28 protein-coding genes and 1 tRNA gene are annotated in these 23,797 nt (G+C 49.1%); 20 read left to right on the top strand and 9 right to left on the bottom strand.

Going from position 1 to position 23,797, the window contains the following annotated elements; translation table 11 throughout:
* Positions 1-67: 67 nt before the first annotated feature.
* From D082_RS11560 to D082_RS11545, 4 genes are all read left to right on the top strand, one after another.
* On the top strand, positions 68-1,312 hold the full coding sequence (locus D082_RS11560; RefSeq protein WP_028947532.1) for a hypothetical protein: 1,245 nt from the start codon (positions 68-70) through the stop codon (positions 1,310-1,312).
* Between the two features lie 149 nt (positions 1,313-1,461).
* The gene (locus tag D082_RS11555; protein ID WP_028947533.1) at positions 1,462-2,217 is read left to right on the top strand and encodes a response regulator transcription factor; all 756 of its coding nucleotides are present in this window, start codon (positions 1,462-1,464) and stop codon (positions 2,215-2,217) included.
* Between the two features lie 360 nt (positions 2,218-2,577).
* Positions 2,578-3,909, top strand: coding sequence for a 30S ribosomal protein S12 methylthiotransferase RimO (gene rimO, locus D082_RS11550; protein WP_028947534.1), 1,332 nt, complete (start codon positions 2,578-2,580; stop codon positions 3,907-3,909).
* A gap of 130 nt (positions 3,910-4,039) precedes the next feature.
* Positions 4,040-5,524 carry a DEAD/DEAH box helicase gene (locus tag D082_RS11545; RefSeq protein WP_028947535.1) on the top strand — a complete coding sequence of 495 codons (1,485 nt, stop codon included), beginning with the start codon at positions 4,040-4,042 and terminating at the stop codon, positions 5,522-5,524.
* A gap of 235 nt (positions 5,525-5,759) precedes the next feature.
* On the opposite strand, the gene argC is transcribed toward D082_RS11545, so the two are convergent.
* The gene (argC, locus tag D082_RS11540; RefSeq protein ID WP_028947536.1) at positions 5,760-6,815 is read right to left on the bottom strand and encodes an N-acetyl-gamma-glutamyl-phosphate reductase; all 1,056 of its coding nucleotides are present in this window, start codon (positions 6,813-6,815) and stop codon (positions 5,760-5,762) included.
* A 252-nt stretch (positions 6,816-7,067) separates the two neighbouring features.
* On the opposite strand from argC, the gene hisH reads away from it, so the two are divergent.
* From hisH to lpxC, 3 genes are all read left to right on the top strand, one after another.
* Positions 7,068-7,688, top strand: a complete 621-nt coding sequence (hisH, locus tag D082_RS11535; protein ID WP_028947537.1) for an imidazole glycerol phosphate synthase subunit HisH — start codon at positions 7,068-7,070, stop codon at positions 7,686-7,688.
* Positions 7,689-8,569: 881 nt separating this feature from the next.
* A tRNA-Gly gene (locus tag D082_RS11530) sits at positions 8,570-8,640 on the top strand.
* A gap of 190 nt (positions 8,641-8,830) precedes the next feature.
* On the top strand, positions 8,831-9,697 hold the full coding sequence (gene lpxC, locus D082_RS11525) for a UDP-3-O-acyl-N-acetylglucosamine deacetylase (protein WP_038530817.1): 867 nt from the start codon (positions 8,831-8,833) through the stop codon (positions 9,695-9,697).
* A gap of 540 nt (positions 9,698-10,237) precedes the next feature.
* Here lpxC and D082_RS11515 read toward each other — a convergent pair.
* The 4 genes from D082_RS11515 to D082_RS11500 form a co-directional block, all read right to left on the bottom strand.
* The gene (locus D082_RS11515) at positions 10,238-10,687 is read right to left on the bottom strand and encodes a hypothetical protein (protein WP_238546712.1); all 450 of its coding nucleotides are present in this window, start codon (positions 10,685-10,687) and stop codon (positions 10,238-10,240) included.
* Between the two features lie 68 nt (positions 10,688-10,755).
* Positions 10,756-10,851 carry a photosystem I reaction center subunit XII gene (gene psaM / locus D082_RS11510; RefSeq protein WP_028947540.1) on the bottom strand — a complete coding sequence of 32 codons (96 nt, stop codon included), beginning with the start codon at positions 10,849-10,851 and terminating at the stop codon, positions 10,756-10,758.
* A gap of 164 nt (positions 10,852-11,015) precedes the next feature.
* Positions 11,016-11,465, bottom strand: a complete 450-nt coding sequence (locus D082_RS11505; protein WP_028947541.1) for a YlqD family protein — start codon at positions 11,463-11,465, stop codon at positions 11,016-11,018.
* Positions 11,466-11,559: 94 nt separating this feature from the next.
* Complete coding sequence (locus tag D082_RS11500; protein ID WP_369796113.1) at positions 11,560-12,420, bottom strand: NnrU family protein; 861 nt, start codon at positions 12,418-12,420, stop codon at positions 11,560-11,562.
* A gap of 81 nt (positions 12,421-12,501) precedes the next feature.
* Between D082_RS11500 and D082_RS11495 the strand changes: the two genes are divergently transcribed.
* The 3 genes from D082_RS11495 to D082_RS11485 all read left to right on the top strand — a co-directional run bounded on the left by D082_RS11495 (position 12,502) and on the right by D082_RS11485 (position 14,909).
* On the top strand, positions 12,502-12,831 hold the full coding sequence (locus D082_RS11495) for a DUF565 domain-containing protein (RefSeq protein ID WP_028947543.1): 330 nt from the start codon (positions 12,502-12,504) through the stop codon (positions 12,829-12,831).
* A 158-nt stretch (positions 12,832-12,989) separates the two neighbouring features.
* Positions 12,990-13,808 carry a sterol desaturase family protein gene (locus tag D082_RS11490; protein WP_081857648.1) on the top strand — a complete coding sequence of 273 codons (819 nt, stop codon included), beginning with the start codon at positions 12,990-12,992 and terminating at the stop codon, positions 13,806-13,808.
* 180 nt (positions 13,809-13,988) lie between these two features.
* The gene (locus tag D082_RS11485; RefSeq protein ID WP_028947544.1) at positions 13,989-14,909 is read left to right on the top strand and encodes an ROK family protein; all 921 of its coding nucleotides are present in this window, start codon (positions 13,989-13,991) and stop codon (positions 14,907-14,909) included.
* Between the two features lie 14 nt (positions 14,910-14,923).
* Here D082_RS11485 and D082_RS11480 read toward each other — a convergent pair whose 3' ends face one another.
* The 3 genes from D082_RS11480 to D082_RS11470 form a co-directional block, all read right to left on the bottom strand.
* Positions 14,924-15,427 (bottom strand): DUF2062 domain-containing protein, encoded by a 504-nt coding sequence (locus D082_RS11480; RefSeq protein ID WP_238546711.1) that lies wholly within the window; start codon positions 15,425-15,427, stop codon positions 14,924-14,926.
* A 108-nt stretch (positions 15,428-15,535) separates the two neighbouring features.
* On the bottom strand, positions 15,536-16,123 hold the full coding sequence (locus tag D082_RS11475) for an NYN domain-containing protein (RefSeq protein WP_028947545.1): 588 nt from the start codon (positions 16,121-16,123) through the stop codon (positions 15,536-15,538).
* 250 nt (positions 16,124-16,373) lie between these two features.
* Positions 16,374-17,534 (bottom strand): metallophosphoesterase, encoded by a 1,161-nt coding sequence (locus tag D082_RS11470; protein ID WP_238546710.1) that lies wholly within the window; start codon positions 17,532-17,534, stop codon positions 16,374-16,376.
* Between the two features lie 12 nt (positions 17,535-17,546).
* Between D082_RS11470 and D082_RS11465 the strand changes: the two genes are divergently transcribed.
* Positions 17,547-18,152: a chorismate lyase gene (locus tag D082_RS11465; RefSeq protein ID WP_028947547.1), complete on the top strand. Its 606-nt coding sequence runs from the start codon at positions 17,547-17,549 to the stop codon at positions 18,150-18,152.
* A gap of 18 nt (positions 18,153-18,170) precedes the next feature.
* Here D082_RS11465 and D082_RS11460 read toward each other — a convergent pair whose 3' ends face one another.
* The gene (locus D082_RS11460; RefSeq protein WP_028947548.1) at positions 18,171-18,641 is read right to left on the bottom strand and encodes a Dps family protein; all 471 of its coding nucleotides are present in this window, start codon (positions 18,639-18,641) and stop codon (positions 18,171-18,173) included.
* A 522-nt stretch (positions 18,642-19,163) separates the two neighbouring features.
* On the opposite strand from D082_RS11460, the gene rplC reads away from it, so the two are divergent.
* From rplC to rpmC, 9 genes are read left to right on the top strand one after another with little or no spacing between them, the layout of a single operon-like run.
* Complete coding sequence (rplC, locus tag D082_RS11455; protein WP_028947549.1) at positions 19,164-19,805, top strand: 50S ribosomal protein L3; 642 nt, start codon at positions 19,164-19,166, stop codon at positions 19,803-19,805.
* A 39-nt stretch (positions 19,806-19,844) separates the two neighbouring features.
* Entirely contained in the window at positions 19,845-20,477 is a 633-nt protein-coding gene (gene rplD, locus D082_RS11450; RefSeq protein ID WP_028947550.1) for a 50S ribosomal protein L4, read from the top strand.
* Positions 20,470-20,775, top strand: a complete 306-nt coding sequence (locus D082_RS11445; RefSeq protein ID WP_028947551.1) for a 50S ribosomal protein L23 — start codon at positions 20,470-20,472, stop codon at positions 20,773-20,775. The genes rplD and D082_RS11445 overlap by 8 nt, the downstream gene beginning before the upstream one ends.
* Before the next feature lie 49 nt (positions 20,776-20,824).
* Positions 20,825-21,655 carry a 50S ribosomal protein L2 gene (gene rplB, locus D082_RS11440; protein ID WP_028947552.1) on the top strand — a complete coding sequence of 277 codons (831 nt, stop codon included), beginning with the start codon at positions 20,825-20,827 and terminating at the stop codon, positions 21,653-21,655.
* 32 nt (positions 21,656-21,687) lie between these two features.
* Positions 21,688-21,966 carry a 30S ribosomal protein S19 gene (gene rpsS / locus D082_RS11435; RefSeq protein WP_010871975.1) on the top strand — a complete coding sequence of 93 codons (279 nt, stop codon included), beginning with the start codon at positions 21,688-21,690 and terminating at the stop codon, positions 21,964-21,966.
* 15 nt (positions 21,967-21,981) lie between these two features.
* Positions 21,982-22,347 (top strand): 50S ribosomal protein L22, encoded by a 366-nt coding sequence (gene rplV / locus D082_RS11430; RefSeq protein ID WP_028947553.1) that lies wholly within the window; start codon positions 21,982-21,984, stop codon positions 22,345-22,347.
* Positions 22,348-22,376: 29 nt separating this feature from the next.
* Positions 22,377-23,099, top strand: coding sequence for a 30S ribosomal protein S3 (gene rpsC / locus D082_RS11425; protein ID WP_028947554.1), 723 nt, complete (start codon positions 22,377-22,379; stop codon positions 23,097-23,099).
* Positions 23,100-23,151: 52 nt separating this feature from the next.
* Positions 23,152-23,571: a 50S ribosomal protein L16 gene (rplP, locus tag D082_RS11420; RefSeq protein WP_028947555.1), complete on the top strand. Its 420-nt coding sequence runs from the start codon at positions 23,152-23,154 to the stop codon at positions 23,569-23,571.
* A 2-nt stretch (positions 23,572-23,573) separates the two neighbouring features.
* On the top strand, positions 23,574-23,795 hold the full coding sequence (gene rpmC, locus D082_RS11415; protein WP_028947556.1) for a 50S ribosomal protein L29: 222 nt from the start codon (positions 23,574-23,576) through the stop codon (positions 23,793-23,795).
* Positions 23,796-23,797 lie beyond the last annotated feature (2 nt).

Below are 23,797 nucleotides of genomic sequence, written 5' to 3'. Positions count from 1 at the left end.
GCTGGAATAGGTGTACGTTATTGTCACAATTAGCTAAGTTTGTTTTTTGGTCATTTTTTTGGCTCCCATGTCTATCCCCCCTGGTGCTCTAGTTGATGTGGCCCACTATCTTGAAGAACAGGATGAGGGGCAAAGAATTAAAAAACTACTATTTTGCTTGTCGAAAAAGTACTGGGAAAATGATCCTAACGTACTCGATAGCAATAGCCTGGATACTTTGCTGTTGGAGTTGGTGGTCCAGAAGCCTACCATTGAACAATTTACTTTTTCTCTTTACAAACTGGTCAAAACCCTCAACCGTCCCAAGGTTTATGCAGCGGTAGCCAAGACTATTTTGGACCAATTGGGGCCTATTTACACTGCCTATGCAGAAACTTCTGTTCCCAAAGGAGTTGTGACCCATGAAGGGGCGATCGCCGTGGGAGAAGGTGAGTTGGCCATGCCCTCCCCGCCTGAGCCCTTGGCACAGCCAAATGTTGTGGCAGACCCCCAATATCTAGCTGGCCAGATAGCACACATTCTCATCCAGCATCGAGAACAGGCCCGCATTCAAAAGTTAATTTTCGCAGTGGCCCGGGGTTATTGGGAGAATAATCTCCAGGCAATCGAACAGGTAGGTTTGGCTAGTTTATTGCTGGAACTACGGCAACGTTATCCCAGCCCAGGGCAGTTACAGGAGGGCTTCAACCAAATTGTCAACAATATCAACAAGGCAACCTTTTATCTGGCGATCGCCAAACTAATTCTGGAACAAATGCAATCCCTATATGGTGGTAGTGGGCCCCACGAACTGGATTCCCCCTCTGCATCATCCCTGCCCGATGGACCCCAAACAAATTTGATGGTTTCGCCCCAGCACCCAGGGGCGTTTTCCCAGCAAACATCCATCATTGATTTCAATGCCCTGCCAATTCCAGCGCCCCCTCCCCGGCATCGCCAAACCGATCCCCTTGTCACTGTATTGGGTGCAGTGGTGCCCACCCCCCCCGGGACTTCTATCCAATCCCAAACCGATACGAAGGAATATAATCTCTTCGATATTCGCTCCGAGATAATGCAGTACACAAATCCTCTACGAGCTAAAATCTTGCTCTTTTCAGTGCTTTTCCAAAGTTGGGACGAGCATAGCCCGGACTGGGGACTGGTTCGTAGCTATGCCCTTGATGATCTGGTGGAGCAACTCATCCTCAGTCGTAGGCGACCCAACGAAGTGGAAATGAAGCTCAATGCCCAAGCCGGCCGAATGTTTGACCAGGAAGAGTATCAACAGACCGCCCAAACTCTGATCAAAATCATCAAACCCTTGTTTTGAGGACAATTTCCGTGAAAAAAAGACAAAGGTAATCTCGGGAATAGGGAAAGTTTTCCCGGCTCTAGTGTCATTATTTTGCCAAAAAGTTTACTGCTAACATCAATGCCGTATGTTATATGTTGGTTAGCTACCATCCATAAGGTTTCCCAATGGCAACGCTAGAAGTACTGCCCCATTGTCTTGAATACCAGGAAATTCCCCCCAGCCATCGTATTTTGGTTGTTGAAGATGAGGTTTCCATCCGTGAAACCATCGTGTTGTCCCTACAAGAGGAAGGCTATGAAGTTCATTCCGTAGCCGATGGCCGGGATGCCCTAGCCCTATTACAGGAATTTAGCGAAGATACAGGACAAGCGTCCGTTGACCTCATTGTTTTAGATGTGATGCTTCCCCAGGTAAATGGTTTAGATGTTTGCCGCAGTTTGCGCTTTGGTGGTGACAACACGCCGATTTTAATCGTCAGTGCAAAGGGGGGAGAAATGGACAAAGTGACCGGTTTGGAAGTGGGAGCTGATGATTACATCACCAAGCCCTTTAGTATGAAAGAGTTAGTGGCCCGCTGTCGGGCTATGATCCGTCGCCAGGGCCTTGCCGGTAATAGCACTGCTCCTTTTCGCAAATTTCGGGATTTGGTGCTCTACCCCCAGGAATGTCGGGTGTTAATGCGGGGGGAAGAGGTTAATTTAGCCCCCAAAGAATTCCGTCTGTTGGAATTATTCATGAGCTATCCCCGTCGAGTCTGGTCTAGGGAACAGTTAATTGAACATATTTGGGGCATTGATTTCATGGGGGACAGTAAAACAGTGGATGTACATATCCGCTGGCTACGGGAAAAGCTGGAAAAGGATCCTAGCCAACCGGAATATTTGGTCACAGTGCGGGGTTTTGGTTACCGTTTCGGCTAGAAAAAAATTGTTGTCTAAGCTTTTTTGCTCAAAATTTCCTCCATCTGCTAAGTGGTGCTAATGGGGTGATTTTTAGTCATATTTCTATCTTTTGGTTGATTAAGGTGACTTTTTCCGCTGAGAGTTTAAACCTCAAACAGGAGAATACTGGGATTAATGTCAGGAAATGTATAACATTACACCAACTGCCAACGGGCTTTCTGGTCTAAGTCTGTTACAATGTCTTTACAAACAAAAAAGGGTCTGACCACCGTTCCCCATCCGCAGGCTGTGTCTACAGAATTTGCTGATCATTGCTTGGTTTAGTCCCTACCCTACATTCCTTGGACTTAAACTCAGTCAATATCCAGTAAATAATTTATGGGCCAAACGCCAACGATCGCCATCAACCATTTGGGTTGCGAAAAAAACCGCATTGATTCTGAACACATGCTAGGGCTGCTAGTGGAAGCGGGTTACCAAGTCGATGCCAACGAAGAATTAGCAGATTACGTCATCGTCAATACCTGTAGTTTTATTCAAGATGCTCGCCAGGAATCAGTCAGAACGTTAGTAGAACTAGCGGAAGCAAAAAAGAAAATCGTTATTTCCGGTTGTCTGGCCCAGCATTTCCAGGAGCAACTTTTAGAGGAGATTCCCGAAGCGGTGGCCGTGGTGGGCACCGGAGATTACCAAAATATTGTTGATATTATCCGACGCACGGAACAGGGGCAGCGAGTTAAAGCCATTTCCCCCAATCCCAGCTTTATTGCTGACGAAAATTTACCCCGCTATCGCACCACCAATGAGGCGATCGCCTATCTACGGGTGGCGGAGGGATGTGATTACCGCTGTGCTTTTTGCATTATTCCCCAACTGCGGGGCAAACAGCGGTCTCGCCCCATTGAGTCCATTGTGGCTGAGGCCGAACAACTGGCCAGCCAAGGGGTAAAGGAATTGATTCTCATCTCCCAAATCACTACCAATTATGGGTTGGATTTGTATGGGGAGCCGAGGTTAGCGGAGTTGCTCCGAGCCTTAGGCAAAGTTGATATTCCCTGGATTCGTATTCACTACGCCTACCCCACTGGGTTGACCCCCAAAGTCATTGAGGCGATCGCCACTACGCCCAACGTCCTCCCCTATTTGGATTTACCCCTGCAACATTCCCATCCTGATATTCTCAGGGCCATGAATCGTCCCTGGCAGGGTCAGGTTAACGACAACATCATCGAAAGGTTAAAAGCAGCCCTCCCCGATGCCGTCTTGCGTACTACTTTTATTGTGGGCTTTCCTGGGGAAACGGAGGAAAATTTTGAGCATTTGCTGGGCTTTGTCCAGCGCCATCGGTTTGACCATGTGGGGGTATTCACCTTTTCTCCAGAGGAGGGTACCGCCGCCTTTGATCTGGCTAACCCCGTGCCGGAAGAGGTAATGGGCGATCGCCGGGATCGGTTGATGGCCCTACAGCAACCCATTTCAGCCCAGAAAAATGCCGCCTGTTTAGGGCAGACCCTAGACGTACTGATTGAACAGGAAAATCCCAGCACTGGGGAATTCATCGGCCGGGCCACCCGCTTTGCTCCAGAGGTGGACGGATTGGTTTACGTCAAGGGCAATGCCAATTTGAATGAAATCGTCCCGGTCGTAGTCACTGCCACCGACGATTATGACCTGTACGGTATGACCGCCGAGGAGGCTAGGGTTTTTTAGCTATTCAACTAGGGGAATGGACTGGCTGTGTTATTGACGGTTGGTTCCCAGCCATTCCCGCAAACTTTTTAATTATTAATTATTTGCCCACTAAACCGTCTTTTGTTATCCGAAATTATTGAACTTTTCCATGACTAATACTTTGACTAGTACTTTCGCCGACCTTGGTCTTTCTGAAAAACGTTGTCAACTCTTGGCCGACATTGGCTTTGAGTCCCCCACCCAAATTCAAACTGAAGCCATTCCCCTGCTTCTGAGCGGCCGGGACATGCTCGCCCAATCCCAAACCGGCACGGGTAAAACCGCCGCCTTTGCCCTACCTTTGATGGACCGTATTGATCCCGAGGGGGATTTGCAAGCCTTAATTTTGACCCCCACCCGGGAATTAGCCCAGCAGGTGGCGGAGGCAATGAAGGACTTTTCCCATGAGCGCCGTCTGTTTATTTTGAATGTTTACGGTGGCCAGTCCATCGAGCGACAAATTCGCAGCCTGGAGCGGGGGGTACAAATTGTAGTAGGGACTCCTGGACGGGTGATTGACCTAATTGACCGCAAAAAACTCAAACTGGAAACCATCCAATGGGTGGTGCTGGATGAAGCGGACGAAATGCTGAGCATGGGCTTCATTGACGATGTGAAAACCATTCTGCGTAAAACTCCCCCCACCAGGCAGACTGCTTGTTTCTCCGCCACCATGCCCCGGGAAATCAAAGAGTTGGTCAACCAATTTTTAAATGATCCCGCCCTGGTGACCGTTAAACAGACCCAATCTACCCCCACCCGCATTGAGCAGCAGCTTTACCACGTGCCCCGGGGTTGGTCTAAGGCTAAGGCATTGCAACCAATTTTGGAAATGGAAGATCCCGAATCCGCCATTATCTTTGTTCGTACCAAGCAAACCGCCGCCGACCTCACCAGCCGTTTACAGGAAGCGGGCCATAGCGTGGACGAGTACCATGGCAACCTGAGCCAATCCCAACGGGAGCGTTTGGTGCAGCGTTTTCGCGATGGCAAAATCAAGCTGGTGGTGGCTACGGACATTGCCGCCCGGGGTTTAGATGTTAATAACCTCAGCCATGTGGTCAATTTCGATTTGCCCGATAACGCTGAAACCTATATTCACCGCATTGGCCGCACGGGACGGGCTGGTAAAACCGGTAAGGCGATCGCCCTGGTGGAACCCATTGACCGTCGTTTACTGCGCTCCATTGAAAACCGTCTCAAACAGCAAATTGAGGTTTGTGCTATCCCTAACCGTTCCCAGGTGGAAGCTAAGCGGATTGAAAAACTGCAGGAACAGCTCAAAGAGGCATTAACCGGTGAGCGAATGGCTTCCTTTTTGCCCTTGGTACGGGAATTGAGTGATGAATACGATGCCCAGGCGATCGCCGCTGCTGCCCTGCAAATGATCTATGACCAAAGTTGCCCCCAATGGATGAAAACCGATTGGGAAGTGCCGGAAGTTGATTTCAACAAGCCCGTTCTTCGTCGTGGCCGCAATGCTGGTGGTGGCGGTGGCCAGAACAAAAGTGGGGGTGGCTACCAAGGTAAACCGGGCAAACCCCGCCGCTCCAGTGGTGGCCGTCGTCCTGCTTATAGCGATCGCCAACAATAAACAATAGCCAGATAGGCTGTTTGAAAAAATAAATCCGGGTTAATGAATCGGAAAAAATAACTCCTCCAGGATCTATCTACCGGGGGAGTTTTACTTTTTTAGATATAGTCGTTTCTAGTAAGACTGAGGCAGTCAAATTCACCGAAAAGCTTGTCAATAAAGACTTAAGCAGTCTCGAAATTATTTGAAATGACTATAATCAACCCAGATTGGTTCATCCTTGTGCAACCCATGGCTAGGGATAAAAAGCCAGTTGGGGCAAACCAAGGGATTCTTCCCAGCCCATCATGAGGTTCAAACATTGCACCGCTTGCCCTGCTTGGCCTTTGACCAAATTATCGATGGCGGAAAGGACAATAACTCGACCGGTGCGGGGATCCACTTCAATGCCGATGTAACAAAGGTTAGTGCCCCAAGCCCATTTTGTTTGGGGATAAACCCCATGGGGCAAAATCTTCACAAAGGGAGAAGCCCGGTAAAAAGCACTGTAAATGGTGATTAAATCGTCTCGCACTAAACCTGGATCCCGCAGGGTTGCATAAACGGTGGCCAAAATGCCCCGCACCATGGGAATTAAATGGGGAGTGAACTGTACTTGTAACTCCGTACCGGCCAAATCACTGGCAACCTGTTCAATCTCAGGAGTATGGCGGTGTTTGGCAACTCCATAGGCTCCCAAAGATCCTTCTGCTTCTGCTAGGAGCATATTCACCTTTGCCTCTCTACCCCCGCCGGAGGTACCGGACTTAGCATCAATAATGGCGGTTTCGGGCACAATTAAACCCTGTTTAAGCAAGGGGGAAAGGGCTAATAAACTGGCGGTGGGGTAACATCCGGGGCAACCAATTAGTTGAGCATCCTTAATGGCATCCCGGTACAATTCTGGCAGGCCGTAAACAGCTTGGCTATTTGTAGCTTGGTCTTGACGTCCTTTTTTGTACCATTCCGTGTAGGTGTTGAGGTTACGGAAACGATAGTCCGCCGACAGGTCTAAAACTTTGCAACCTTTAGCCAGTAATTCTGGGGCCATGTCACAGGCTAAACCATTGGGTAAACCAAGGAACACCGCATCACAACGGTTGGCGATCGCCTCTAGGTCAATGGGTTCTATGGTCAGATTTACCCGGTGGGTTAAATGGGGATAAAGATCACTGTAGGGTTTACCTGCACTGCTATGCCCCGCTAGGTAGGTCAATTCCACCTGGGGATGTTCCAACAATAATCGTACTAACTGAATGCCGCCATAGCCCGACGCGCCAATGATACCGACTCTAGTTTTTTCATGCCCCATGGTTCTCAAATCTCAAATAATGCCAATGGATTGGTGAAATTGGTGTGTTGGCTGAATTCTAATATCAAAATTGCCCAATGGCGAACTTGATCCCAGGTTTAAGCAGAAATTTTTTGTCTTGATACTCCATCTAGTCCAAATAAATGGCGGAACTTCCCTGGGGGCTGGTCAACTTTGCTTACAATGGCCAAGCGGGGGTCAGGCATTGGCAACAATAACCTGACTTTGTCCTACTTTGGAGTTTTCTTTCCCATGGGTTATATTGCCGTCGTTGACTATGATATGGGCAATCTCCATTCTGTGTGTAAAGGTTTGGAGAAGGTGGGGGGCAATCCCCAGGTGAGTGATCGGGCCAATGTTATTGAGGCCGCCACTGCCATTGTTTTACCCGGAGTGGGCTCCTTTGATCCGGCAATGCAACATTTGCGGGCAAGGGGTTTGGATGAAGTACTGAAAAAGGCGATCGCCATGGGGAAACCGTTCTTAGGGATTTGTTTAGGTTCCCAATTGTTGTTCGACAGTTCCGAAGAAGGGGAGGAAAAGGGGCTAAGTATCATCCCCGGGTTGGTGAAACACTTCCTTTCTGAGCCGGAGCTAACCATTCCCCATATGGGTTGGAATGGATTGGAGTTGAATCAACCGAATTTGTGCCTCTGGCGAGATCTACCACCCCGCCCCCAAGTATATTTCGTTCATTCCTACTATATGGCTCCCATTGACCCTCAAGTAGTTGCGGCCAGTGTTACCCACGGCAGTCAAACCGTTGCAGCGGCGATCGCCAAGGATAATGTGATGGCGGTACAGTTCCACCCAGAAAAATCCTCCACCCTGGGGTTGAAAATTTTGGCTAACTTTGTCAAAAAGGTTGTCTAAAAATCTCGATAAAATAATTGATGGAAATCGCCATAAAAAATTATTAAAAAGACAGATTAGTCATAAAGATCACAGAAAAATAGGAGCATTTTAGTTCTAAATCTAGAGCGATGCTAGAGCTAGCAAAATTCAAAGTATCATTTTTAAGAACTTATTTGTGCGCTTTCAATGACTTAAGATGTGACTTTAGTGCCCTCACTTAAGATAGAAAAATCAATCTTTTATAGCAAACATTAGGACAGTTAGGACTAACAGTCACTGAAACCCTTTTTAAATAAGGGTTTTAAAATTAAAAATATCCTAAACAGCCCACTTTTTACTATATTGAATGAAATGCTACATGGTCTGTCTTTCTTCCTTTTAGTTATTCCTGTTAGTTATTCCTGGAATTGGTGATCGCTCCGTAGTGACCAATGTCTCCATTAGTCGGGTGCGGGCCTATGAAAACTTGATCGTACTATATTAAAGTGGATAGTCTAACCGGCGGTGTTGACAGCAAGAGTGATCGCCGGATCAATCTCAACCCAGGGGATGTGGGCTATGTACTCCAAGCATTAACTTGGGCTCAAAAAAGAAACGATTAACCTAATGGGGAAATACCATTTATGGTCTGGCTATAATATATCCCCAATGCCTCCATTGAAGATGTACTGACCCAAAATCCTGGTAGCGATCCCACCCTTGGCCCTGTGGCTCTATTTGCCTTTAGGGCTGCTAACCCCGGTTGCACTAGCCAAATGTCCGGCCTGGGCAGTAACCTCTCTTCTGCTTTGAAAACATAGTGGGGGGCAGTGACCTGGATTACAACGATTTAATTTTGGAATTTTCCCCTCTCATCTAGGCGAAGTTCCCCTAATGTTTTACGATGGTGGAAGCTTTGCGCGGGTATAGTTTAGTGGTAAAACGAAAGCCTCCCATGCTTTAGTTGGGGGTTCGATTCCCCCTACCCGCTTAGTTTGTTGCCAAACCCTTGGCCCCAATGGCCCGCTCCGGAGCAGGACCATTCTGGTGTGGTCTTTGTCCTTATCCTGGCGTTCCCAAACTTTTTAGGCGTTTTTTCCCTTTAGAATTCCCACTTACTAAAGTTATTTAAATCTAGCTATAAGCTATAGTTAAGCCCATCAACCATCTTAATAAATGCCATGGGACATACCCTCAAAGCCCCCTTGACGGTCCAGGGAGTTGGACTACATTCCGGTGTGGAAACTACCGTTACCCTTTGTCCAGTGGCGGCGGGGAAGGGTCGCTATTTCCAGCGGGTGGACTTGCCGGGAAAACCAATCATTCCGGCGGATTTGACCTGGGTGCGGGAAGCCATGCTCTCCACTGAGTTGGGGGAAACGGGGGCTACAGTCAGAACAGTAGAACATCTGTTGGCAACCCTTGTAGCTTTGCAAATCGACGATTTACGCATTGAGATTAATGGCCCGGAAGTGCCTCTGCTGGACGGTTCTGCCCTCACTTGGTTAACGGCGATCGCCAAGGTGGGGACTAAACAGCGGTCCAAGAAACAGCAAGACCAACCTATGGTGATTAAGGCTCCTTTGACCTGCCAACTAGAGGATGCCTTTGTGGCCGCCTTCCCCTGTGAAAACATCCGCTTCAGCTACGGCGTAGACTATCCCTATCTGCCCATTGGTAAGCAGTGGTACACCTGGGAACCGGACGAAGAAAATTTTGCCTCGGCGATCGCCCCAGCCCGGACTTTCGGCTTTGCGGATCAGATTGAAAAGTTGCGACAGGCAGGACTGATTAAAGGGGGCAGTTTGGACAATGCCTTGGTGTGTGACAAGGAAAAATGGCTCAATCCACCCCTGCGTTTCCCCGATGAGCCGGTGCGTCATAAGTTGTTGGATTTGCTGGGGGATTTAAGTCTCTTGGGAAAAATTCCCCAAGCCCATTTTGTTGCCTACAAGGCTAGTCATAAACTCCATACCCAATTAGCCCAAAAGATTGCCGAAACCTATGGCCAAGAACATTTTGGCAAGGATATTCTGGATGACCGTTGACATTCTCCCCTTGCTAAAGCAGAAGGATTCCTAAGCCCCAGGATTTAGGTTTCCGCTTCATACCATCTGCTTCTACTCTCCAGGTGTTTTATGGTCTTACGTTTGCAACCCAGACTATCCCCGCAAGCCCTGGGGTTTTTAAGTATCGATTTTCAACGGAAAGACTGTTATTGGTTGATCCGTTGATCCAATGGGGGGGACTGCCCATTGCCCTATCTTCTTTTCCCAGTCTACTGATTTGTCTGCGCCGCCAATTTTACCGGACTTCGCTCGTCGGGCTGTCTGAATCCATCGTCTCGGAGGAGTCAGCGACCACTCTATCTCGTCAAGCCGTCCTAAAGCACGGGCCTTTAGACCTATTCTTTCGATAAAATGTACTAGTTTCGGTAAGGACTTCCCCAGTTTTTGAGGGGACGTTTGAGGATCTCCCCTGGCCCCCAAGTTTAGGAGGGAACTAAGAAAAATTCCCCTGGTATGGTGATCACTTTAGTGAGGGGATTTATTACAGTAGGGGGAAGATACAGACTTTTTACATAACTTCTAGGGCGCTTTTGGTTCCGTCAGAATGATTTTGCGCTGTTGAGGATCATGGCGTGGGCTCAGTTCTTCCATAATTTTGCGGCTCTGGCTAGGGTCAAAACTACGGTGAAAATCAGTGCGGAGTTGCTTCACCCGAGCCTCTGTTTCCTGTACCTGCATTTGAATTTCGTTTAACTTAGCCTGTTGGGTTTGCTGGTGGGGCAAAAGCCTGGCGATCGCCAGAATAGAAACAATTACAAAAATACCATTGAGGCCCAGCTTGAAAAGAATTTCCCACACTAGCCACTTATGCTCAGGCTGAAAATTTTGTTCCGGGCGCTTGCGACTTCTGGAACGGGGACGACGGGCATTATTGGGTTTGAAGGTTTGGGCAGTCATGGCGGGTAATTTTTTGGGCCGGAGATAGCAAGAGGTCTGACAACTCGCACCGGACTCTAAAGATGCCAGCATTCTCCCTAAAAATCAATAGGGCGCAACGGATCACGCCCTAAGGATCGGATTACACGGCCGACGTTGGTTTACTTATAAAGTTCCGTGGAAAGACGGAAAGCCAAGAAAGCAGGCAGAAGAGCAACCACTAGGGCCGCCAAAACTTGGGTGTCGGATAATGCCATGGATAGTTAACTCCTAGATAAAAATAGATCGTGAGAAACATTAACAACACTTTGCAATATGGGGGGAGTTTTGGGAAATAAGTTGTTACAAGTCTTTAGAAAAGTCGATACTTGACCATCCCCACTATCCATTGGGTCTTCCAGGAAAGACTCCTAGGCAAAGACTACAGTTCGCCCCGGATTTCCTCCACCACCCCATCCCGTAGCACCAATTCCACTCCCATTTTCCTGACGAGGTTGTCCCCCTTTTGGATACGGAAAAAGCTTTCCATCTGCCCTTGGATGACTTCCTGGTTTAGTTCCAATAACTGCACCTGTTGCATTTGTTGTAGGGCTTGGTTTTTCTGCTCCAGAATTTCGCTCTTTTGTTGGTTGACCTGCATTTGAATGTTTTCAATTTGCTGGCTGACACTGGGGGGTAGGGGTACCAGGCTTTGTTTTTTAATTTCGGCGATCGCCCGTTGACTTTGGGCATCAAGCTGTTGCACTTGGTTATCCATCTGGCCCACCTGGGCTTGGAGTTGTTGTTGCATCTCCTCTTTCCAACGGGGAGTGACAATCACCTTCAGGGCCACGGGACGCTTGAGCAGTAATGTGTTGTTAGTATCGTCCATAGAATTGAATTAAACCTAAAAATTAGGGGATTATTGCAGATTGCAGTGCATCCTCAGAATATCTTCCCCGTGCGGTTAAACCAAGCCACAAGCCCTACCAATTAACTCTGGAGGTCATCACCATTAACCAGGGATGGCCCCACCACAGTAGAGCAATGAAGCCGATTATCCCCACATAGGCTGGTTTGATGAATTCTTGCCACACCAGGGTCTGTCTTCCCTCCCAGATGGCCAGAAAGGGAACGATGGAAGTCCTTTGTTTCACTGCTAAAAAAGCGTCGCCATACTTGTTTTGCCAACGGCGATCGCCATGCCAGACTGCAAAGCAATGGTGGGCAATTAATCCTAAGCTAGTAACCATAGTAAAGGTGGTACCTAACCAGAGGGTGTGGGCAATGCACCAAATTATTTGACCGACCATTTGGGGATGGCGACAAATACGGATAATACCCGTTTCATAAAGATGAATTTCCGGTTTTTGGATGGCGGCAATTTCTAGCAGGTTAAAGGTGGCGGGAAAAAGGAAAAAAAAGGATAGGGCCGATAGAGTCCACACCAGGGGTTTAACTCCGGCCACCCCTTGCACCTGCCATAGTTGTAGTCCGTCGTAGCGATGGTTGAAAAAATAAATAATTAACCCCGTTGCCAAAGGAATACTCACCAAGGCAAACATAACCCGATAACCCCTAGCGCCAATTTTCCCTTCCCCCCAGGGCCGCAGGGCCGCTAATCCACTATGCACCACAGCGAATAGCAGAAGATAGCCAGCGATAATGCCATGGCTGGGGGTCAACCAGGGCCAAGGGGAGGAAATATCTAACAAAACTAAAGAATTTAATAGACTTAACGCAGGGCAGAGGGCAAAAACCATGGAAAAATACACTGGGGCCAAAGGCGAAATGGTGAAACGGCGATCGCCAAAATAGTTAAAGATGACAGTTAATAAACAATACATTTTGCCACATCCCCATGGTCAAAGACGGCCTAGAATTGGCCATTGCTGTTTCTGCCCTGTCTTTCCCCCAGGTAATTTCCTATGCAGCGCACCCGATTAAATACCATTGTTGAAGTCCGCGGCCAGCAACTTTCCCAATTTTTTAGTAATCCCTGGCGGCGCATTTCCCTCAGTTTATTAGCCTTTTTATTCGGCTTTTTTGTTGGGACAGCCGTGGCCACTACCGCTGGTCAAAATGCCCAATGGGACGTCGTTTGTGCCGCCTTTGTTCTGCTTTTTTGTGAATTTATAAACCGCTGGTTTTATCGCCGGGGAGGCAAAATGGGGGAATTACGGGCTGATATATTAAATATTTTTAAAATGGGAGTTTCCTACAGTCTATTTCTGGAAGCTTTCAAACTAGGTTCTTAAGTCCAAATCCATTATATAGTTGATTTAATTGAAAGTAAGACACCTACTAAAGCTAAAAGCGTCTTTGGTAAAGACCTTAGTCGTCTCAATCTTATTTGAATTGACTATAAACAAAATTAATATAGTTATTGAAGCGATATAAAATCCGAGTTTAGCCAATGGCGTCACTAATCAGTTTTTGGTTATTTTTTGCCTTCAGTTTACTGCAATCTAAACAAAGAATGTTTTTGGCTAGTAAGCCTTGGCAAGATTGGTTGTTAGACGGTGCAGGTTTAGCTATGCAAGGTGCCATAATTCCCCTTCTGCAATTCTTATTGGTGATTAATTTTTACTCTCTTATTTTTCCCCACTGGCATCACGGCTGGAGCTTATCCAATGGGGGAGGATTTTTATTCGGGTTTATTGTGGTTGATTATATTTACTATTGGGTTCATCGAGCACTACATAGCGAATTTTTATTTCCTATTCATCAAGTCCATCACACCATTAGTCAGATGGATTTGGTCAGCTGTGCCCGGAACACCCTTTGGTCTAGTTTGTTTTTGCCTTATGTTTGGCTAAATAGCCTAATAATTTATTTTTTAGAGGATCCTAGAGGCTACATTTTTGCCCTTAGTTGCACCTATTTACTAGATTTGTGGCGCCATAGCTCTTTAACCATTAATAGAAATTGTTGGTTACACCTTTGCCTCAGTAGCTGGCTAGTTTTACCCCAGGATCATAACCTACATCATCAACAAGCTGGGGGGAGAAATTTTGGTGCTAACTTAAAACTTTGGGATAAACTCCATGGCACCTATTTGGAAGACATATTGCCCCAAACAATGAATCAATTCAATGATTTACAACCTATGGGTATTAAACTTAGTCTAACTTTGTGGCAACAGCTTTTTTGGCCCTTTGCCAGGAACACAGTAAATTTCCCAGCGGGATGGCACAATGATGTACGTGCCAAGCACGGGTCCCAAAGTCGTTAATTGCATACCTGCTCCTGTTATGGATTAACTTTAATTTGGTCCATCAACACTGACCCAATGGGATTGGCTTGGGTTGAGAAATTGTTGAGGAGATAGTCCCAATTCTGCAGTCGGACTTGGATGCAGTGAAACAGATTGTCTTCTTCGTCAGTAAGCTTTTCCAAATTTTTCATTAATGGCATGAGTTCCCCTTCCCCCACCCACCGTGAAGTCATCGGCATTGACGTTGGCGGCTCCTCTATTAAGTTTGGCCGTTTTTTGGCTAATGGAGATTGCATCGAATCTTTGGTTTTACCCACACCTCAACCGGCTTTGCCCAAAGCAGTGTATGCCCAACTAGCCCACGGCATTGACCTGTTAAAAAATCCTGCCTGTGTGGCGATCGGAGTGGGGATGCCAGGGCCAGCAGATGCAACGGGTAGAATTGCCCAGTTGGCCATCAATTTGCCCCAATGGCATGATATTCCCCTGGCAGATTGGCTGGAAGACCATGGACAGTTACCGACGGTGTTGGAGAATGATGCTAATTGTGCTGGCCTAGGTGAAGCTTGGCTGGGGGCAGGGCGGGATTACCGTAATTTTATTTTGCTTACCCTTGGCACTGGTGTGGGGGGGGCAGTGTTTTTAAACGGTAAATTATTCACTGGGCCCCACGGCGCTGGAGGGGAATTGGGCTTAATTTCCATCGAAACGGAGGGCTACCCCTGTAACAGTGGTAACCGGGGTTCTCTGGAACAACACGCTTCGGCCCAAACTCTGCGGCGGGAACTGAATCTGACCGGATTGGAACTAGCCGAACTGGCGGAAAAAGGAGATGCGGAGGCGATCGCCTATTGGGAGAGGTTTGGCCAGCGGTTGGGCATGGGCATTGCTAACTTGATCTATGTACTAACCCCAGAGGCGGTGATCATCGGGGGAGGGTTAAGCGCCAGTGCTAACTACTTTTTCCCCTCTATGACTTCGGAGATTGAAGAAAGGGTACTGTTCCCTTCCCGGCGCGGTCTTAAACTTCTAGTGGCCCAGTTGGGCAATCGAGCTGGCATGATCGGTGCGGCTCGCCTAGCCTGGCAAAAGTTGGTGTACCGCACTGATGGAGTTTGATGCCAAACAAGTCACTATCTTCTGGGAATTCTCGATTTCTGTTTCCTCAATGATAACCAGGTGAAACTTCTTACACCAAAAATATAGGCGCCTAATCCCACCACAACCCCGGCTACCAGAGAACCCAGCAACAGGGCGATCGCCGCATCCCCACCATATTTCAATAATTCCGCCGACTGCCAGTCCAACTCACTAAAGGGAATACCTTCCCGTTGCAACAGTAAAAGCCCTAGGCGGTAGTTAAACCAATAGATGGGCACATAGGTAAAAGGATTGCTAATCCAAGTGGCACCGGCCGCCACAATTTTATTGCCCCGCAGGGGAATAGCCAACACCAAGGCGATCGCCGTTTGCAAACCAAAAAAGGGAAACATCCCCGCAAAGGAGCCCACCGCTAGGCCCCGGGCCAAGGCATGGGGAGTACTTTGTAGCCGTAGTAACTTGACGTACAAATAGCGGAGTTGTCTTTGCCACAGGCGCCAGTGGCTGGCCTTACGGGGAGGAGTCAAGTTAACCAAGGTGCTTCGGGGGGGATAAGGAGTGGAGAAGATTATCAGTTATTTTAACCAAGATGTTGCGAAGTTCCCCATCCTTGATGGAACGGGGCCACAGATGAGATCAAAAACCTAATCCGAACCGTGACGCCATTGACTGAGTTTTTCCCGCACCGATGGGTCTAATTTGCTGACCCAACCCCGCTGTTTTTCCCCCAACGGTTTGCCCTTTGGCGATCGCCGTTGGCTCTTTTTGCCGTGATGTTTGGCCTGTTGACGCATTTGGGACCGACTCTGGTCCACCTCTTGGGCGAGGAGATGGGCTGACATCCATTCGGCACCGTAACCCACCACGGTCAATTGCTGGGCCCGGTCGGAGGTGGCCACGATCACTCGCCCTGGATATTCGTAACTGTGGCGACAATAATGGGCGCAACGCTTTTCAATAAATGTGTCGGCGGTCTGGAGCCAAGCGGTGTAGTGAATGGAAAGGTGGGGGCTGGGGTGCTCCTGACTAGCAGGGCTCTGTTGATACTGAGCATCGAAAACCACTTGGGTTTGGTACCCTTGGTGACTACTGTAACTGATTAGTTCGTCAATTAGGGTTTGGCGGGCCATCTCTAAGCCAAAGCGTTCGCGGGTCTGCTTAAGGTAATGCCATTGGCCAATGATGTTGTAGCCATCTACTAGTAGCAGCGCGTTGTAATTGGGGGGTTTCATGGTGCAAGGAGCAGATCATATATTAAAAAAAGCGGAGTAATCAAAACACAGATACCAGATCTACCCGAGAAAAATCCCTGGCGATCGCCGTGGCACCGTAGTCAGAAAAGATTGAGGAATCTAGATTTTAACAAAATTTTAATCTTTCTCCCATGGCTTCTGCCCCACTCACCGCCACCAATAATAGACACTGACCCTGATTAAGTCCCAGTCCAACAATCAAGCCAAAAATCTGACGGAGGATACTTTTTCAGTTTGCCTTGCAAAGGGACGCCCCTAAACTATTCATACAGAGTTGCTGTTCCCCCGGGGTTAAATCCGTTTCCCTGAGATCCCGACGCATCACCCGGCCATTCTGGCCCAAAAGAAAACGGGGCAGGGATGCTGTTTCCACAGGATTCAAATCCTTCATATCATAGGTAGTATATTTCACCTTATCCGGCTGGTCAAAGGTAAAATCCAATATGGTCAATGTCTTGGGCGATCGCCGTTCTTGGCCAATTAGAGCTCTGGGGCCAGCTCCCAAAATGCCAGTGTGCAGCAATTCTAAACTTCCTCGACGGCCAGGATAATAGGCGTGTTGATGGCCGCTGACATAGGTATGGACTTGGTATTTTTCCAACAAAGCCCGCAAATTTTCCCCATTGGCCATCACTTCCCCCGGTTTGTTGCGACCTTCCGCCACACCATAGAGGGGTAAATGACCGATCGCCAGCCGTAACTTAGCATTTTGGGAAGGAGTACTGGCTAAGGCCCGTTCCACCCAAGCTAATTTCTCCGGGGGAATCTGGTGGGTGGAGCCATCCCAAACTATGAAAAAAACATCATTCTGAGTGAAAGTGTAATAAAAAGGGAAATCACTTTTATCCAGGAAAGTTATGCCCGGATTATGGGCTGGATTGCGCCAATAACTAGCCGCTAAATCCCGTTCATTTTGAAAGCGAAAACGACGGTTTTGATCCAAAGCACCGGAAGCATCATGGTTCCCCAAGGTGAAACCAAAGGGAATCTGGGCCCGTCGCAGGGGCTGAGCCACCACCTGGTCAAAGGCATTCCACATAGCTTGGATTTGGGCATTGGTCAACTTGGGACTCTGGCCCGCCACCATGTCCCCACTACAGAGAACAAGATCCGGTTGCAAACTGGGAATGAGTTGCAATGCTTGGTGTACTTCTGGCTCGTAGCTAGTGGAACCATAGGCGCTGTTGAGGTCACTGATCACCACAATCCGCAGATCCCTCTGCCCCGCCGATGCTTGGGCCCTTTGCGGTAAACCATTGGGAGAAGTTAACCCGGAACCGATGACTACCCAAACAAAAACGGCGATCGCCAGGGACAACAAAGCCCACCGCCGTGGCTTGAGTTTGTTATCATCAAAAAAGTCGGGTAAATGTAAAGTTTTGTAACGCATAGGCAACTCCCCTTGAACCTTTCTCCAGCCGTTTCCCCTTCCCTTGCTTGGCATTCACTGGATTTATTATGGCAAGGGGATCAACATGACGTTAGGCGTGGTTTGCCCCACAGCATTCTCCCCCCTCCCTGGCAAATTCTTATCCTTGGGGATGGTTCCCCCACCCGCCATTTACAACTGCTCACTGGGGAAAAGACAGAAGTGGACGTGGTGGACATGTCTTTGGTGGAACCCAGGCAAGAAGGGGCGCCCCCCCAAATTAACACCGTGCCCAGTCCCCATTTAAGGCGCCAGGTATGGCTGAGAACCCAATCGGGGCAAAGATTAGCCTATGCCGTTTCCTGGTGGGATGCCAGCCATGTGGACGAATATCTGCAAAACCGCAATTTACCCATCTGGGATAGCCTATCTCGTTTGCACACGGAACTGTACCGGGACATCCAGGGAATTTATTGTGGCCATAGCAACGCGCTGGGCAAAGCCTTCCAGCAAGAAGGGCCTTTTTGGGGTCGCCATTACCTTTTTTGGCATGACCGGAAACCCCTTACCCTAATTTATGAGGTTTTTTCCCCCTATCTGTCCCGCTACCTGGGTAAATTGCCCAAACCACGATTTTAGGGGCAGACTAGAACTAACTTATTTGTTCATGGCCCGTAGCATCCAGGCCGTTTTCTCGTGAACCCGCATCCGGTCCGAGGCTAGGGCTGTGGTAGATTCATCGTCAGCAGGCTGGGAGCACTTCAGTACGTTGCGGCAGGATTGAACAATGGTTTCGTGGCCTTTGGTCAAAATATCCACCATCTCCTTACTCGGGGGAATACCATCCACTTCCTTGACAGAGCTGAGTTGGCCAAATTCTTTGTAGGTGCCGGGGGCAATTACATCCAAACTACGGATCCGCTCGGCAATGTCGTCAACAGCAGTGGCTAGCTCAGTGTATTGCTCCTCAAACATGAGATGCAGTTCCCGAAACTGGGGGCCAGTAACATTCCAATGGAAATTATGGGTTTGCAGATAAAGGGTGTAGGTGTCCGCCAATAGTTTTTTGAGGGACTCGGCAATTTTGGTGCGGTCTGCCTCAGGAATGCCGATATTAATCGATGTCATAGTCAAAAATCTCTATTGTTTCAACAGCCCCATTTTAACCAAGACTCAGAAAAAGTTCTCCCCGCCTCAAGTAAAGTATGGAGATATTAATTTAAACCTTTGCCGTTTTCTTTCCCCTGACGGCGATCGCCGAATTAAATTATGGATTTGACGCGAGGATCCTTTGGAGCTATGATGGTTAATCGCGGTCAAAACTGGATATTAGATCGAAATAATATCAAAACGTTCAGCTGCTATTCTTTAAGACCCCCTGCGGATACTGAATGCTTCGGTTTTTAAGTCCGATCAGGAACCATGGTCATCCTCCTTTTGCACCTATGTAGGACTAACTCTCCCTACCGCTAGGGCCGAAGGTGGTCTCTCAAGCAAAGCTTGATTGAAACGCTCCATCGACGTAACTGAATTAGTTATTCACTGGCTGTGAAGCCGCTGACCAGGGGTTTTTCAACGCTGGTCGTCGCTTTATGTCCGGGGAGCCTTTCTGCTTGTATATTCACACTTTTATTTAGGTAGAGGGTTACCGTGTCTATCGGTATTTTAGGAACAAAGCTGGGCATGACCCAGATATTTGATCAAGAAAGCGGCATTTCCATTCCTGTGACAGTGGTCCAAGCGGGTCCCTGTCCGGTCACCCAGGTGAAAACCCAAGACACCGACGGCTATAACGCCATTCAAGTCGGTTTCTTGTCTGTTAAAGAAAAGGCGTTGTCCAAGCCTGAGCTGGGACATTTGAAGAAATCTGACACTGACCCCGTGCGCCATCTGAAGGAGTACCGTTTGACGGAAGCTCCCAGCCTACAGCCGGGGGATGCGGTCACAGCGGATATTTTCCAAGCTGGAGATCTAGTGGACGTAGCTGGCCAGAGTATGGGTCGGGGTTTTGCTGGTTACCAAAAGCGCCACAACTTCCGACGGGGTAACATGACCCACGGTTCCAAAAACCACCGTTTGCCCGGTTCCACAGGAGCAGGCACTACCCCCGGTCGAGTTTACCCCGGTAAAAGGATGGCGGGACAGTATGGGGCATCCCAGGTTACGGTACGCCGTTTGACAGTGGTGCGGGTAGATGCGGAGCGGAACCTGCTGATCATTAAAGGAGCCTTACCCGGTAAGCCCGGTACTTTGTTGAACATCACTCCTGCGAAAACCGTTGGTCGGGGCTAGGTTGCCTTTTCTATCCGTCACTGCTGAAGGAACAAAATTATGGTTGATTGTATTGTAAAAAACTGGCAGGGGGAAGAAGTGGGCAATGCCTCTCTGACTCTCAAGGTTGCTAAGGAAGAAAATGCGGCCCACATTGTCCACCGGGCCCTGGTGCGGCAACAAAATAATGCTCGCCAAGGTAACGCCTCCGCTAAAACCCGAGCTGAAGTGCGGGGGGGCGGCCGCAAACCCTGGAAACAAAAAGGTACTGGTCGGGCCCGAGCTGGTTCGATCCGTTCTCCTCTCTGGCGGGGTGGTGGTGTGATCTTTGGACCCAAACCCCGGGATTACAGCCAAAAAATGAACCGCAAGGAACGTCGTTTGGCTCTGAGGACGGCGATCTCCTCCCGAGCAGAACATATGGTGGTAGTGGAAGCATTTGGCGATCAGTTCAGCCAACCCAAAACCAAAGAGTTGGCCACGGCATTGACTCGCTGGGGTGCAAAACCGGAAAAACGGGTGTTGCTGGTCCTTGACGAAATTCCAGAAAATGTCTTTCTCTCTGGGCGCAACATTCCCTATTTGAAAATTTTACGGGCAGATAACCTCAATATCTACGACGTTCTCGTTGCAGACACCATTGTGGCCACCGCCACTGCCCTCGAGAAAATCCAGGAGGTTTACGGTGAGTAAGGTAATTGATCAGCGTCGTTTGGCGGACTTAATTATTAAACCGATTGTGACGGAAAAGGCCACATTACAACTCGAAGACAACAAATATGTCTTTGACGTGCGCCCCGAAGCCACCAAACCGGAAATCAAGGCGGCGATCGAACTGCTGTTTGACGTCAAAGTAACGGGGGTAAACACTGCCCGCATGCCCCGTAAACAAAAACGGGTTGGTCGTTTCATGGGTTTTAAAGCCCAGGTAAAACGGGCCGTTGTCACCCTCAAGGAAGGGGACAGCATCCAACTCTTCCCTGACGTGTAAGCCACGTTTAGACCACCACTGAATACTGAATTAACTGTTATCTAAACCCATGGGTATTCGTAATTATCGGCCAATGACCCCAGGAACTCGGCAGGCAAGTGTCTCCGATTTCACTGAAATTACCAAGAGTAAGCCGGAGAAGTCATTAACCACTAACCGCCATGACCAAAAAGGTCGTAACAACCGGGGGGTGATCACCAGTCGTCACCGGGGGGGAGGCCACAAGCGTCTTTACCGGATTATCGACTTCAAACGCAACAAGCAAAACATTCCGGCCCGGGTGGCGGCGATTGAATACGATCCCAACCGCAACGCCCGCATCGCCCTGTTGTTCTACACCGATGGGGAAAAGCGTTATATTCTTGCCCCCGCTGGACTACAGGTGGGCATGACCGTCATCGCTGGGGAAGAAGCCCCCTTTGAAATTGGCAACACCTTACCCCTGAGCCGTATTCCCCTTGGTAGTGAAGTACACAACGTGGAATTAGTAGCAGGTCGGGGCGGCCAAATGGTGCGTTCTGCCGGAGCTTTCGCCCAGGTGGTGGCCAAAGAAGGAGACTACGTGACCATTAAACTGCCTTCCAAGGAAGTACGTATGGTTCGTAAAGAGTGTGTAGCTACCCTGGGTCGAGTTAGCAACGCCGAATTTCGTAACCTCAAACTAGGAAAGGCCGGTCGTAAGCGTCACTTAGGTCGCCGTCCCCATGTCCGGGGTAGTGTGATGAACCCCTGTGATCACCCCCATGGTGGTGGTGAGGGCCGGGCTCCCATCGGTCGTTCCGGTCCTGTGTCTCCCTGGGGTAAACCGGCTTTGGGTGCTAAGACTCGCAACAAAAAGAAACGCAGTAGCGCTCTGATTGTCCGCCGTCGTACCAAATAACTATTTTTATTTTTATTCGTTGGAACTGAACTATGGGTCGTTCACTGAAAAAAGGTCCTTTTGTGGCTGCTTCCCTGCTCCGCAAAATTGACAAACTCAATGACAAGGGAGATAAGCAGGTGGTTAAAACCTGGTCCCGGGCTTCGACTATTCTTCCCCAAATGGTGGGTCATACCATCGCCGTCCATAACGGTCGTCAACATGTGCCTGTATTTGTTTCCGAGCAAATGGTCGGCCACAAGTTGGGGGAATTTGCGCCGACTCGCACCTTCCGCAGTCATTCTAAAAGCGACAAAAAAGCGCGTAAGTAACCAGAGGTAAGCAGTATGAGAAAACTTGATACGACGGCCGAGGTCAAGGCGATCGCCCGTTACGTGCGGATGTCTCCCCTAAAAGTGCGCCGGGTGCTGGATCAAATCCGGGGGCGCTCCTATCGGGAAGCTCTGATAATTCTGGAATTTATGCCCTATAAAGCCTGCGAACCAGTGCTCAAAGTACTGCGTTCCGCTGTGGCCAACGCTGAGCATAACGAAGGTTTGGAACCCGCGGATCTAGTTGTTAGCCAGGCCTTTGCCGATGGAGGCCCCAGTTTGCGGCGTTTTCGCCCCAGGGCCCAGGGCCGTGCCTACCAAATTCGCAAGCCCACTTGCCATATTACTGTCGCCGTTGCCCCGGCCTTGGCAGATAACTAACACCGCTGTTCACGTCACGCATACAAAACATGGGACAAAAAATACATCCAGTTGGCTTCCGCCTCGGTATTACCAAAGACCACAAATCCTGTTGGTATGCCGATCCCAAGCGCTACCCGGAGCTTTTACAGGAAGACCATAAAATTCGCCAATATATTGAGAAGACCCTCAACAATGCCGGTATTTCCGATATCCGCATTGAGCGTAAAGCTGAACAGATTGAGTTGGGCATCCACACCGCTCGCCCTGGGGTTGTGGTGGGTCGGGGAGGCTCTGGTATCGAACAACTACGGGAAGGTTTACAGAAACTGCTGGGTTCAGCCCGCCAGATTCGAGTCAATGTTATCGAAGTACCCAATGCCGATGCTGATGCTGCTCTAATGGCCGAGTACATCGGTCAACAGTTAGAACGTCGGGTTTCCTTCCGGCGCGTCGTGCGCCAAGCCCTACAACGGGCGGAACGGGCCGAAGTTAAAGGCATCAAAATTCAGGTTAGCGGTCGTCTCAACGGGGCAGAAATTGCCCGGACGGAATGGGTACGGGAAGGCCGGGTGCCTCTCCACACTCTGCGGGCGGATATTGATTACGCCTACCGCACTGCTCTGACCACCTACGGCATTTTAGGTATTAAAGTCTGGATTTTTAAAGGGGAAGTTATCCCTGGACAGGAAGCCACCATCGTTGCTCCCCCCAGCCAACCCCGTCGTAAATCCCGTCGACAACAGTTCGATGACCGTTCCCAGGACGGTTAAGCGCCATCCCTTTGGCGATCGCCATTCATTAACGCCTATTCGTTAACGCACTATGTTAAGTCCTAGAAGAACAAAATTCCGTAAACAGCAACGGGGTAGGATGCGGGGTCTAGCGGAGCGGGGCAGCACCCTCAACTTCGGTGATTTCGCCCTCCAGGCCACCGAGCCCTGTTGGATTACCTCCCGGCAAATCGAAGCCGCCCGTCGAGCCATGACCCGTTATATCCGGCGGGGTGGGAAAATCTGGATTCGTATTTTTCCCGACAAACCTGTCACCATGCGACCCGCTGAAACCCGGATGGGTTCTGGTAAGGGCTCCCCAGAATATTGGGTAGCGGTGGTTAAGCCCGGCCGCGTCATGTTTGAACTGGCTGGAGTATCAGAGGAAGTGGCTCGGGAAGCCATGCGCCTCGCCGCCCAGAAATTGCCCATTAAGACTAAATTTATTACCCGTCAGGAGGATTACATTTAACCATGGCTCTTCCCAACATTGCGGACGCAAGGAAACTCGGCGACGAAGAATTGGCCACTGAAATTCTGGCTACCAAGCAAAGATTATTCCAACTTCGGTTCCAACAGGCCACCCGTCGTCCCGAAAATCCCCATGAATTTAAACATGCCCGCCACCGCTTAGCCCAACTATTGACGGTGGAAAGGGAACGACAAATTGAGAATAGTCCTTCTGAGGAGGCATAGAA

Source organism: Synechocystis sp. PCC 6714, from assembly GCF_000478825.2.
Taxonomy (GTDB): domain Bacteria; phylum Cyanobacteriota; class Cyanobacteriia; order Cyanobacteriales; family Microcystaceae; genus Synechocystis.
Note: the sequence above shows the minus strand (reverse complement) of the source record. Positions and strands in the feature narration are given on the sequence as shown.